Consider the following 12274-nt stretch of genomic DNA (forward strand, 5'->3'; position numbering starts at 1 on the left):
CGGTGGGGAGCGTGACGGCCGGCGGGTCCGGAGAAGCACCGGTGACCCGGGCCGAGCGCAAGCGGGCCGAACGGGTGGCGCGGCTCGAACGCGCCGCGGCGCGGGTGTTCGCCCTCCACGGCTACGAAGGCGCGAACTTCGACCTCATCGCGGCCGAGCTGGACCTGCGCGGCGCCAGCCTGTACTACTACGTCTCGTCGAAGGAAGAGCTCTTCCTGCGCTGCCTGCGCCAGTCGGCGGCCGACGTGTCCGCCCGGCTGCGCGCGATCGTCGAGGCCGAACCCGAGCCGCGGGAACGGCTGCGGCGGCTGTTCCGCGAACAGGTGCTGATCGAGGTCCGCGACTACCCCGAGTACGTCCCGCTGTTCTTCAAGGCGCGGGTGAGCGTGCCCGCGCTGCAGGAAGCCGTCCTGAGTCTGCGGCGCGAGCACGCGACGGTGTTCGAGGAAACGGCGCTGGAGCTCGGCACGGACCCGCGGAAAGCGCGGCTGTGCCTGGAAATCGCGTACGGCACGCTGGCCTACCTGCCCGATTGGTACGACCCGGCCGGTGAGGTGGGTCCCGCGGAGCTGGCGGACGAGCTGGCCGAACTGCTCGTCGCGCCGTTCCTCGGCACGGGCGGCTGACCACCCCCACTCGTGGGTATCCGCGCGACCGCGCCGCACCTACCGTTGGTCCGGATGGCCCAGTCCCCGGCTGGGCCCGACGATCCCGTGCTCCCGCCGCCCCGAGGCGGGGACCCCCGAGAACAGGTGATGCCGAATGACCGCGACCACCACGAACTCCGTGCGGGGTGGCCAGCTCGCCGACCACGGGTACGAGCTGCCCTGGGCCTTCACCCCCGAGCACCTGCAGTGGCGCGACACCGTGCGGGAGTTCACCGCCGAAGTGGTGGCGCCCGAGGCCTCCCGGCGCAGCATCGAGTCGAAGTTCGACGCGGACCTGGTCCGCGCGGCGGGGCGGCTCGGGGTCTTCGGCCTGATGGTGCCGGCCGAGTTCGGCGGCGCCGGCGCCGACCTGCGCACGCTCTGCCTGACGATCGAGGAACTGGCCACAGTGGACTCTTCGCTGGCGGTCACCGTGCACGTCCAGGCGATCTGTGCCGCGCTGCTGGCCCATTTGGCCCAGGACCGGCCCGAGCTGTGCCGCGAGATCCTGCCCTCGGCCGCCACCGGCGAGACGTTCGTCTCCATCGGCCTCACCGAGCCGTCGGGCGGGTCGGACGCCGGCAACATCAGCACCGTCGCGCGCCAGGACGGCGACGGCTGGATCATCAACGGCGCCAAGCAGTTCATCACGAACTCCGGCACCCCGTTCTCGCGCTACGTGATCCTGCTCGCCGCGGTCGGCGAGGACGAGCGCGGCCGGCCGCCGGTCTCGGCGTTCCTCGTGCCGCTCGACGCGCCGGGCGTCACCGTCGGCAAGGGGTACCCGAAGCTGGGCTGGCGCTCCTCCGACACGCACCCGCTGTTCTTCGACGACGTCCGCGTGCCGGGCGACGCGCTGCTGTCCGAACCGGGCCGCGGTTACCGCGACGCGCTGGAGTTCCTCACCTGGGCGCGGCTGCCGATCGCCGCGATGAGCGCCGGGCTCGCCCGCGGCTGCCTGGCCGACACCCTGCGCTTCGTCACCGAGCGCACGTCGTTCGGCAAGCAGCTGGGCCACCACCAGGCCGTGGCGTTCCAGACCGCGGACATCGCCGCGCTCGCCGCCACCGCCCGCACCCTCACGTACGACGGCGCGTGGAAGTACGATCACGGCTTGTCGATCAGGGAGGCCGCCGCCACGGCGAAGCTGGTCGCGTCGGAAGCCGCGAACAAGGCCGCCTACCTGGCGACCCAGCTGCAGGGAGGCTACGGCTTCATCGAAGAGACGGCCGCGACCCGCCACCACCAGGACGCCCGCATCCTCACCATCGGCGAGGGCACGTCCGAAGTGCAGCGGATGCTGATCGCGCGTTCACTGGGGCTGGCCGTCTGAGCAGGTGCCGATCGATCGAACACACAAGGGAGTGTGCCGTGGCCGACAGTGTGGAACAGCTGATCTCCGTTCCGTTGCAGGAACTTCCGGACCGGTGGCGCTCGGCGAGCCGGGCCGAGGAGATCGCGCAGGCGCGGGCGCTGCACGACCGCGACCCGGACGAGTACTGGGCCTGGGCCGCGGGCAAGCAGCGGTGGATGCGGCCGTGGGACGAGGTCCGCAGCGGTGACCTGCCCGAGTTCCGCTACTTCACGGGCGGGCTGCTCAACGTCGCCGACAACTGCGTCGACCGCTGGGCCGAGGACCCCGCGACGGCCGACCGCGCCGCCGTGGTGTGGGAGGGCGAGCCGGGGGACACCCGCACGGTGACCTACGCCGAGCTCGCCCGCGAGACCTCGGCGCTGGCGGCGGGGCTGCTGGAGCTGGGCGTCGGCAAAGGCGACGTGGTCGCGATCTACCTGCCGAACCTCGTCGAGGCGTTCACGGCCATCCACGCGTGCAACCGGATCGGCGCGATCTACACGGTGCTGTTCTCCGGCTTCGGCAAGGACGCCGTGGCCGCGCGGCTCAAGGTCTCCGGCGCGAAGGCCGTGGTGGTCGCCGACGCGTCCTACCGGCGCGGGAAGCTCGTGCCGCTGCTGGAGACCCTGCGCACGGCCCGGCCGGGCCTGCCCGACCTCGGCCACGTCGTGGTGCTCGACCGCACCGGCCGCGACCTGCCGCTCGAAGCCGGTGAGGTCTCCTACGCCGACCTCGTCGCCCGGCACCCCGAAGGCACGCCGGCCGTGCCGCTGGAGGCGAACGACCCGGCGTTCCTGATCTTCACCAGCGGCACGGAGTCGACGCCGAAGGGCGTGGTGCACTCGGTCGCCGGGTTCCTGGTCGGCACGTGGGCCAACGCCTACTGGCAGGCCGGCCTCGAACAAGGCGACGTGTACTGGGTGGCCGCCGACGTCGGCTGGCTGACCTTCCCGATCCAGGCCGTGATCGGCGGGCTGGCGTGCGGGACCACGATCGCGTGTTACGAGGGCGCGCTCGACACCCCGACGAAGGAACGGTTCTACGAGTTCTGCGAACGCCACGAGGTCACGCAGGTGCTGGCCGCGCCGACCGTGCTGCGGATGCTGCGCTCGTTCGGCGAGGACCTGTGCGCCGCGCACCCGTTGCCGCACCTCAAGCTGATCACCGTGCAGGGCGAGCCGCTCGACGCCGAGACGTTCACCTGGGGCACCGCGCACCTCGACGTGCCGATCGTGAACGCCTACGGCCAGACCGAGACGGGCTCCACCTGGACCTACCCGGTGACCGGCGTCGACGCGCTGAAGGCGGGCTCCGCCGGGCGCCCGCTGCCCGGCCACCACTGCGAGATCGTGGACGACGACGGCGAGCCGGTTCCCCCCGGTACCAAGGGAAACCTGGTGATCACCCGCCCGTTCCCGACGCTGGCGCGCACGGTGTGGGGTGACCACGAGCGGTACCTGTCGGCGTACTTCACCCAGTACCCCGGCAAGTACAACACCAAGGACGAAGCCGTCCTCGACGACGACGGCCACCTGTGGGTGCTCGGCCGCGCCGACGACGTCATCAACGTCGCCGCGCACCGCATCTCCACGATGGAGATCGAGGGCGTCGTGACCGCCCACGAGCGCGTCGCCGAGGCCGCCGTGGTCGGCGTGCCCGACCCGACCAAGGGCACCGTCCCCATCGCCTTCGTCACCCTCCTGGCCGGCGCCGACGCCGACTCCGTGTCGGCCGAGCTGATCCGCCGCGTCGGCGACGAACTCGGCGGCTACGCGCGGCTGGCCAAGGTCTACCCCGTCACGGCCCTGCCCAAGACCCGCACGGGCAAAACCATGCGCCGCCTCCTGCGCGACGTCCTCGTCGAGGGCGCCCCGCGCGGTGACACCAGCGCGATGGAAGACCCGGGCGCCCTGGACGCCGTGCTGACGGCGGTGTCCGCCGCCCGCTGACCCTCCCGTCCCGCGAAGCCGCCACCCCGTTCCCGGCGGCGCGTCCGGTTCGCCCGGAGCGTGCGCCGGGCGGGGTGGCGCGGCTGCCGAGGGCGGTCGTCCGGCCGGTTGAAGCGGGGTCCACTCCCACCTGCGGGCCACGTTCGCAGGCCCGGTCGGCCGCTGGGTATGACCGGCCGACCGGGTGCTCGGGCCAGGCTGCCCGCGGTGCTGCGGCGCGCCCGATCGCCGGGGGAAGAAGCGCGACCCGCCGGTGGCGGCCTGGGTCCGCGCGCTGCGGCGGCGTCGGCCGATCAAGCTCTCCTGGCGACGGCCGCGGCAACCGGCGGCGCGTCCGGTTCGCCCGGAGCGTGCGCCGGGCGGGGCGGCGCGGCTGACCGATAAGCTGGCGCCGTGGCCGAGGGGCGAGAGGTGTCGACCGTGACGATCTGGAACGACGTGATCAGTTTCGTGCGCCTGCGGTACGAGGTGCTCGAGGACCACGACGGCTGGCTGCGCTTCCGCCTGCCCACCGAGGACGGCCGGAGCCAGCAGGCGACCGTTCACCTGCTGCCCGACCACGGTGGGGTGGCGTGGGCCGAGCTGTCCTCGCCCGTCGGCTGGGCCGACCGCGTGGACCTGCGCCGGCTGCTGGAGCTCGTCGGCGAGTCCGGGGTCGGCGGGGCGGCCGTGGTCGACGGCGTGGCGCTGATCAAGCACGCCGTGCCGCTCGCCTCGCTGGACATCGAGGACGAGCTGGACCGGCCGTTGCGTGCCCTGGTGGCCCGCGCCGACCAGCTCGAACACGAGCTCGGGCAGGGCGACGAGTTCTGATCGTCGGCCCGGGCCTCAGCTCGGGACGCCGGCCGGTTTCTTCGCGCGCACCGGCGCCGCCAGCACCGCCAGCGCGACCAGCTCCGTGAGCGCCATCCCGCGTTCGACCAGGCCGAGCGGGATGAGCAGCCACCAGCGTTCGTCGTTGACCGCGGCGACCGCCACGGCGCCGAGGATGATCGCCAGCCAGCCCAGCGACAGCACGGCGAGCAGCCGCGCGGCGAACCGGCGGCGTGGCGAATGGGGGAACGTCGTGCGCGCGGCCACGAGGATGGCCAGCGGCAGGCAGACGAACGCGACCACGCTGGCCACCCGGTGCAGCGTGCCGCCCGCGGCGCCGCCGGTGGCCGTGGCCCAGTTGGTCTTCGGGAACGCCACGATCACGAGCAAGCCGATCGTCCACAGTGCACCGAACACGGCCGAGACCACGGGCAACCGCCGTTGCAGCCGCAGCACGGCGAGCGTCACGGCGGAGCCCACGGCCACCAGCACCACCGCGAGGTCGAACACCCACTTGTTGTCCGACAGCCCGTACTCGCTGATGGTCCGGCTGGTCACGCTGATCTCGTCGGTGGGCGGCACCAGTTGCAGGAGCAGGACCAGCGCGGCGCCGATCGCGAACGCGGCGATGCCGGCGATCGACAGCAGAGCGGGGCGGCGGTCCTCGGCGAGGGCGGTCATCCTTCGAGATTAGCCAGGACGGGTATGTGCCCGCTGTGAGTGGATGATCCCGTACTTCCGAAGGTTACCCGGGGCGTTTTGCGTCGATATGGTCGTTCGCTGCCGGAGCGTCCCTGCTCCCGGCTCGGCCCTGGGAGGTCCGCGAACGTGGGGAATTCACCGCTTTCATCCAGACTCTCACTCAGAAGATCCAGACCGTGGGTTCTGCTGGCCACGGCCGGCGTCCTGGCGGGGACGTTCGTCGCCCTGCCGACGTCGGCCACGGCCGCGCAGAACGTGGTGCACGCCGACCGCTCGGTCGTGCGGTCGTGTTTCGCCGCGCTCCAGCCGCCCGGCGCGGCCGGCACCGACCGCCGCGAGGTCGTCTCGACGGTCGACGGCCTGGTCCAGGCCCGTCTGGCGCCGGGTGCCGGCGCCGAGGGCGACTGGGACCTCGCCGTGTTCGACAAGGCCACCGGGGCGCTCGTCGCGGCCTCGGCGGCCTTGCGCAGCCACGAGCTCGCCGAGAGCTTCGTGAAGAAGGGCCAGCAGCTCGTGATCCAGAGCTGCCGGTACGCGGGCAACGCCAAGGAGGCGAAACTCGGCGTCGACTTCCTCGCGCTGACCCCGCAGGGCACCCCGACCGGATCCGCCGCGCCGGCCCAGCGCGCCGAGCTCGTCCGCGTGCACACGCCTTCGCGCGCGGACAAGAACAAGCTCCTCGGACTCGGCCTCGACGTCACCGAAAAGGGTGACGCCACGGGCGTCGAGGTCGTGCTCGCCGGCGACGCCGACCGCCGCACGCTCGCCGCGAGCGGGCTGAAGTCCACCGTCGTCGAGCCGGACCTGTCGGCGAAGTCGATCCGCGACGCGAAAACCGACCGCGAGTACGCCGCGAAGACGGCGTCCTCGGTGCTGCCGTCCGGCCGCACGAGCTACCGCCACCTGTACGACTACGAGTACGAGATGAAGGAGCTCGCGCGCAAGAACCCCAAGCTGGTCACGGCGTTCACGCTGCCGGAGCCGACGTGGGAGGGCCGTGACGTCGTCGGGCTCGAGATCGCCACGGACGTCGCGAACACCGCCGACGGCAAGCCCGTCGACTTCACCATGGGCGTCCACCACGCGCGCGAATGGCCGGCCGGTGAGACCACGATGGAGTGGGCGTACCAGCTGATCAACGGCTACGCCCACGACACCACGATCCGCGGGCTGGTCGGCAAGACGCGCAACATCGTCGTGCCGATCGTGAACCCGGACGGCTTCTCGATCTCCCGCGAGGCCGAACCCCGTGGTGATTTCTCGCGATTCGACTACGAGATGAAGCGAAAGAACTGCAACGCCGCCGACTCCCCGCCGCAGTTCGCCACCGGCGTCTGCAAGGCGAACCCGGGCGGCGCGCAGCGCGGCACCGACCCGAACCGCAACTACGCCGGCTTCTGGGGCGGCGGGGGAGCGGGCCTGTCGTGGAGCAGTGAGACGTTCCGCGGTTCGGCGCCGTTCAGCGAGCCGGAGTCGCGCAACATCCGTTCGGTCGTGTCGTCGCGGCAGGTGACGAACCTGATCACGTTCCACACCAACGCGGCGCTCGTGCTGCGCCCGCCGGGCGTCGCCGACGTGCGGCCGCCGCTCGAGGACCCGGTGTACAAGGCGCTGGGCGACAAGCTGGCCTCCCACAACGGTTACACGAGCGAACCGAGCTGGGCGCTGTACGACACCACCGGCACCACGGAGGACTGGTCGTACTGGGCCACCGGCGGCTGGGGCTTCACGATCGAGATCGGCGGCGCCGGGTTCCACACGCCGTACGAGGTCGGGGTCGTCGCCGAGTACGCGGGCCTGGCCCCGTCGACCGGTGCCGGCAAGGGTGGCAACAGCGGTGCGCTGCTGGAAATGCTGCGCAACACCGCCGACCCGGCCGCGCACTCGACGCTCATCGGCACGGCGCCGAAGGGCTACCAGCTCAAGCTGCACAAGACGTTCCAGACCCCGACGTCCCCCGTGCTGCAGCCGGACGGCTCCACCAAGCCGCCCGTGTACGTGACCGACGACCTCAACTCCACCTACACCTCGACCGGCGGCCGCTTCGCGTGGTCGGTGAACCCGTCGACGCGGCCGTACGTCGCGGGCCGCTACGGGCGTGACCCGCAGGGCCCGGCGCAGGCCGGGTACGCCGTGGCGAACCCGGCGGGCGTGCCGCCGATCAACGAGTCGTACCCGGACAACCCGGCGTCGGAGAGCTTCACGTTCCACGTCGACGGGTTGCCCAAGGTGGACAACGGGAAGTTCAGCGTGGACGTGAACTGGGCGAACCCGGACACCGACTGGGACCTGTACGTGTACGACGCCGCCGGCAACGCCGTGACGTCGTCGGCCAACGGCGGCACCACCTCGGAGCACGCCGTGCTGTTCGACCCGCCCGCCGGTGACTACCGCGCGGTGCTGGTGAACTACGCCCAGGCCGACCCGGCCCAGGTGGACGACTGGACCGGTGGCGTGTCGTTCGCGTCGCCGGTGCCGCCGACGTACGGGCCGAAGGAGGCCTACCAGCTGACCTGTGCCAATGCGAAGGGCAAGCTGGCGGGCATCGCGGACGTGTACCTCGACCGCGGCCAGACCATCGACGTCGGCGAGATCTGCACCAACTCGGCGCGCGCGGCGAAGAACCGCTCGCACGGCTGAGTTTTCCGGTCCGTGGAGGGCTCCGTCTCGGGGCCCTTCACGGGCTTTCTCAGCCGGTGACGGCCAACGCGACCCCGAGCACCACGAGCACCACCCCGACGACCCGGTTGAGCACCGGCCGCGCCCGGTCGTACCAGCGTTGCGTGACGGGGGAGGAGAACAGCAGCGCCACCGACAGGTGCCACGTCGCCGACGCCAGGACGATGAGCCCGATCGCCGCCGCCTTCGTCGCCGTGGGCTCGGTCGGCGGCAGCGTGGCCGTCAGCACGCTCCCGAAGAACACCGCGGCCTTGGGGTTGGTGACGTTGCTCAGCATCCCCTGCCCGAACGCGTTCTTGCGCTCCGGCAGCGGCTCCTGGTCGGGTGCCCGCGCTTTCCACCACAGCCTGATCCCCAGCCACGCCAGGTAAAGCCCGCACACGATCCGCAACGCGGTCGCCAGCCACGGCGTCGCGGCGAGCAGCGCGCCCAACCCGAACACGGCCACCGTCGCCAACAGCCCACCCGCCACCACGACCCCGGCCGCCACGGCCACCGCCGCCCGGCGCGACCCGGCCGCGGCGGTGTGCGCGATGAGCACGAAGTTCGGCCCCGGCGTCACCGCCGCGGGCGCGTAGACGAGCAGGACGGTGCCCAGGGTGGCCGCGGTGTTCACGTGGTCATCCTCCCGCGTGGGCGCGGGCCGCCGGACGACGGGCGGGGACGGCCGGGAACACGGTGCCGCGTGGGCTGCTCGGCTCGTGCCTTCCGGCACCGGCGAGGAGCGGCGGTGCCGCGCGGTTTCACTCCCGCGGTCGGCTCGGAGTCAGGTCGAGCTTTGCCGCTTCGCCCGTGCGAGCCGAGTGGCGAGGCCGCAGCGGTGCAACCACCGCGCCGGCGCGAGGCGTAGGCAGGATCTCTCGGCGTCCTCGCTCGCCTACGCGGCCCGCCCGCTCCCCACGACCTGGCCCCGCACCGTTCGCAGTGCGTTGTGGTCCACAGTAGACGGTTCCGCCGAGAGCCAGCCGCCGATTTCGTGCAGGAACTGTTCCGGCGTCATGGGCGCGGCAGGGTCCAGGGCGGGGTCGGAGTCGGCCGTGGTGATGGCGCCGGCGCGGCTGGGGTAGACGATCATGGCGCCGCGCAGGGCGATGCCGGGGAGGAGGTCGCGGTAGGAGTCGAGACTTTCGGCCAGGCGGGAGCCGCCGCCGCGGAAGGGGCGGCCGTTGCGCAGGAGGCGGCCGTCGTCGGCGGTTTCGTAGTGGCCGGGGAGCCACTGTTTCGACTCGATGAGCACGAGGCGTTTGCCGCACAGCACGGCGTGGTCGACGTCGGCGAAGACGGAGCCCGGCCAGGCGAGACCGTGGAAGATGCGGGCGGCGGGCAGCCGCGTCAGGTAGCGCTCGAGGAGGTCGGCGGTGAGGCGTTCGGCGAGCTCGTCGGCTTCCACGCCGGGGCTGCCGAACACCGAGCCGCCGCCGAACTCCGCGGCGAACTCGCTGCGGGCGCGCCGCGCGGCGAGGTAGCCGCGGGCCAGGCGCTGCACCAGCAGCGCCGTGGCGGCCGTGAGCGCGAGCCACACGATGAGCACCGGCGGCGTGAAGTCCACGCCCAGCACCAGTGGCGCCAGCACCAGCACCATTCCGGTGACGGCCGCGACCACCGGCGTGTGCCCGGGTCCGCGTCGCCGCCCGTGGCGCACGCGCGGGTCCTGCGCCGCGAACTCCCACCACTCGAGCTCGTCCGGCTCCAGGTCCAGCGGCTCGGGCACGAACCCGGGCTCTTCGCTGAATCGGCGGCGCTTCGGCTTCGCGGGCGGGCGCGCGTGCACGGTCGGGATGCCGGCGTCGTACGCAGCGCGAGCGCGGGGATCACTCAGCGTGTCGTAGGCCTCGCGCAGCAGCTGGAACGTGCCGACGGTGCCGCCCGCGTCGGGGTGCAGCGTCTTCGCCAGCCTGCGGTAGGCAGCCTTGACCTCCGTGGGCGACGCCGTCTTCCCCACGCCGAGCACCGCGTAGTAGTCGACTTCGGGCACGTTCGCGTTCCACCTCCGAATGGCTGCCGCGCAACGATATGGGGTCGGTGATCGCGATCGGCAACCGCCTCCGCGGCGCGCCGGGGTGAACCCCGTTCATCGTCCGGCGCCGGTGACCACAGTGGACAGTGCGGACCCCGTGCTGGCTGCGTACTGTCGCTCGATCGGGTTCCGGTGCGTGATCTACGCCGTAGACTCGCGGGTTCACGGTGCAGACTGCGCGGGGTGCGCAGACTCAAGACCGCCCGGCGGTCCGAGATCGTGGGCGCGGCACTGGAGCTGGCGGCCGAACGCGGCCTGCCCGCCCTGTCGATGCGCGGCGTCGCCGCCCGGCTCGGCCTAACGCCCATGGCGCTGTACGGCTACTTCCGCAGCAAGGACGACCTCCTCGACGGCATCGCCGCCCACCTGCTCACCCTGCTGCCCACCCCCGCCGCGGACCTCGCCCCCTTCACCCGGCTGCGTGAACTGGCCACGGGCGCGCGGGCGGTCGCGCGCGAGCACCCCGCCGTGGCCGGCCTTCTGTTCACCCGTCCGGCGGCGAGCGAGCAGTCGCTGCTCCCGGCCGAACGCGTGTACCAGGCGCTGCTGGATGCGGGCGTGCCCGAAAACGAAGTCCCACGCCTGGAACGCCTGCTGTCCACGTTCGTCTTCGGCCACGTCCTCTCGGAGGTCGAAGGCCGCTTCGCCGCGAGCACCCGCCTCGCCCGCTCGCGCCGCGTCGAGCTCGGCCCCGCGGACCTGCCCGCCCACCACCGGCTCGGCTCGCTGCCGCACCGCGTCGACTGCGACGCCGAGTTCGTGAAGGACCTCGAAGACCTGCTGACGATCGTCGAAGCCGCCGCGCGGTGACGCTCAGGCTTGCGCGGCCGTCCGCCGCGGCTCGCGCCGTTCGAAGACCAGCTCCCGCGCCGTGCCGAGCGCCGTCGTCACCGCGCCCGCCAGCACAGCCTCCGGCCCCAGCTGCCCGGCGACGATCTCCGGCGCGAACGGCGTCGTCGCGGCCAAGGCACGCCGCATCGGCCCGGCGAGCAGCGCCGCGTTGCTCCCGATGCCACCGCCCAGCACGATGAGCCCGGGGTCGAGCACCGCCGTCACCGCGGCCACCACGTGCGCCAGGTGCTCGGCCTCCTCCTCGACCACTCGCAGCGTCACCGGATCCCCGTCCGCGGCAGACCGGAATACCTCCCGAGCACTCCGCGCGGTCGACCCCAGCGCGCGGGCCCGCGCGACGATCGCGTGCGCCGAAGCGACGTCCTCCATCGGCCCGGGCCGGTGAGCGCGCGCCCCGGAGGCACGGGCGCCCGCCGGCAGGTCCGCGATCTCGCCCGCCGCGCCGTGCGCGCCCCGGAACAGCTTCCCGCCGACCAGCACGCCCATCCCGATGCCGGTGCCCACCGTGAGGCACACCAGCACGTCCACCCCCAGTGCCGCGCCCAGCGCGTGCTCGCCGACCGCGCACAAGTTCGCGTCGTTCTCCACGACGAGGTCCGAACCGTGCGCGCACAGCCGTTCGGCCAGCGAGTGCAGCAGCCCCTTGCGCTCCCACCCCGGCAGGTTCGGCGCCCGGTGCACGGTTCCGGTGCGCGCGTCCGGAATGCCCGGCGTGCCGACCACGGTGGCCACAACGTCGGCCGGTGCCAGCCCGGCCGACGCGACCGCGCGGCCCACGGCGTCGCCGACCGTCCGGACCAGCGCGCTGCCCGACCGGCACCGGTTCGGCTCGTCGAGTCGCGCGACGATGCTCCCGTCCAGATCGGCCACGGCCACGCGGATCGAACGCCGGCCGATGTCCACGCCCACGACGTGCCCGGCCTCGGGCGCCACCCGGTACACGACGGCGGCGCGCCCCGGCCCCGACGGGCTGTGGCCGGTGGCCCGGACCAATCCGCACTGCTCCAGATCGAGCAGCGCCTGGCCCACCGTCGGCTTCGAAAGCCCGGTGTCGGCGGCGATCCCGGGCCGCGTGGCCGCACCGCCGGCGCGCAACCGGTCCAGCACCAGCCGCTGGTTCAGCTCGCGCATGTTCGCCGGTGTGCCCACCCGCGGTCCCGCCATGCTCACCCCTCGCCGTTTCCACAACTTTACGAACGCGGCCCTTCCGACCCCGCAAATCTTATGTTAAGAAGCTTTACTAACTATTGGACGGAGGCGC

10 protein-coding genes are annotated in these 12274 nt (G+C 72.7%); 6 read left to right on the forward strand and 4 right to left on the reverse strand.

Going from position 1 to position 12274, the window contains the following annotated elements; translation table 11 throughout:
• Window positions 1–2: 2 nt before the first annotated feature.
• The 4 genes from ACFY1H_RS29755 to ACFY1H_RS29770 all read left to right on the forward strand — a co-directional run bounded on the left by ACFY1H_RS29755 (window position 3) and on the right by ACFY1H_RS29770 (window position 4763).
• Window positions 3–626: a TetR/AcrR family transcriptional regulator gene (locus ACFY1H_RS29755; RefSeq protein WP_386951693.1), complete on the forward strand. Its 624-nt coding sequence runs from the start codon at window positions 3–5 to the stop codon at window positions 624–626.
• A 136-nt stretch (window positions 627–762) separates the two neighbouring features.
• Window positions 763–1980 carry an acyl-CoA dehydrogenase family protein gene (locus ACFY1H_RS29760; RefSeq protein ID WP_386951696.1) on the forward strand — a complete coding sequence of 406 codons (1218 nt, stop codon included), beginning with the start codon at window positions 763–765 and terminating at the stop codon, window positions 1978–1980.
• Window positions 1981–2018: 38 nt separating this feature from the next.
• Window positions 2019–3950: an AMP-binding protein gene (locus ACFY1H_RS29765; protein WP_386951699.1), complete on the forward strand. Its 1932-nt coding sequence runs from the start codon at window positions 2019–2021 to the stop codon at window positions 3948–3950.
• A 420-nt stretch (window positions 3951–4370) separates the two neighbouring features.
• Window positions 4371–4763, forward strand: a complete 393-nt coding sequence (locus tag ACFY1H_RS29770) for a hypothetical protein (RefSeq protein ID WP_366586296.1) — start codon at window positions 4371–4373, stop codon at window positions 4761–4763.
• Between the two features lie 15 nt (window positions 4764–4778).
• Here ACFY1H_RS29770 and ACFY1H_RS29775 read toward each other — a convergent pair whose 3' ends face one another.
• Entirely contained in the window at window positions 4779–5444 is a 666-nt protein-coding gene (locus ACFY1H_RS29775) for a DUF998 domain-containing protein (RefSeq protein WP_366586172.1), read from the reverse strand.
• 204 nt (window positions 5445–5648) lie between these two features.
• On the opposite strand from ACFY1H_RS29775, the gene ACFY1H_RS29780 reads away from it, so the two are divergent.
• Window positions 5649–8105, forward strand: a complete 2457-nt coding sequence (locus tag ACFY1H_RS29780; RefSeq protein WP_386952180.1) for a M14 family zinc carboxypeptidase — start codon at window positions 5649–5651, stop codon at window positions 8103–8105.
• A 49-nt stretch (window positions 8106–8154) separates the two neighbouring features.
• Here the strand turns inward: ACFY1H_RS29780 and ACFY1H_RS29785 are convergent, their stop codons facing one another.
• On the reverse strand, window positions 8155–8760 hold the full coding sequence (locus ACFY1H_RS29785; RefSeq protein WP_366586170.1) for a LysE family transporter: 606 nt from the start codon (window positions 8758–8760) through the stop codon (window positions 8155–8157).
• Window positions 8761–9021: 261 nt separating this feature from the next.
• Entirely contained in the window at window positions 9022–10119 is a 1098-nt protein-coding gene (locus tag ACFY1H_RS29790) for a DnaJ domain-containing protein (protein WP_366586168.1), read from the reverse strand.
• A 225-nt stretch (window positions 10120–10344) separates the two neighbouring features.
• On the opposite strand from ACFY1H_RS29790, the gene ACFY1H_RS29795 reads away from it, so the two are divergent.
• The gene (locus tag ACFY1H_RS29795) at window positions 10345–10971 is read left to right on the forward strand and encodes a TetR/AcrR family transcriptional regulator (RefSeq protein ID WP_366586166.1); all 627 of its coding nucleotides are present in this window, start codon (window positions 10345–10347) and stop codon (window positions 10969–10971) included.
• Window positions 10972–10974: 3 nt separating this feature from the next.
• Here the strand turns inward: ACFY1H_RS29795 and ACFY1H_RS29800 are convergent, their stop codons facing one another.
• Window positions 10975–12177 carry an ROK family protein gene (locus ACFY1H_RS29800; RefSeq protein WP_366586164.1) on the reverse strand — a complete coding sequence of 401 codons (1203 nt, stop codon included), beginning with the start codon at window positions 12175–12177 and terminating at the stop codon, window positions 10975–10977.
• Window positions 12178–12274: the final 97 nt, after the last annotated feature.

This window comes from Amycolatopsis sp. NPDC001319, assembly GCF_042896185.1.
In the GTDB taxonomy this organism is placed as follows: Bacteria; Actinomycetota; Actinomycetes; order Mycobacteriales; family Pseudonocardiaceae; genus Amycolatopsis.

What these genes read in the sequence shown, in the direction of transcription:
- ACFY1H_RS29760 (WP_386951696.1), top strand. Translation starts at nt 763, where the DNA reads ATGACCGCGACCACCACGAACTCCGTGCGGGGTGGCCAGCTCGCCGAC.
- ACFY1H_RS29775 (WP_366586172.1), bottom strand. Translation starts at nt 5,444, where the DNA reads ATGACCGCCCTCGCCGAGGACCGCCGCCCCGCTCTGCTGTCGATCGCC.
- ACFY1H_RS29800 (WP_366586164.1), bottom strand. Translation starts at nt 12,177, where the DNA reads ATGGCGGGACCGCGGGTGGGCACACCGGCGAACATGCGCGAGCTGAAC.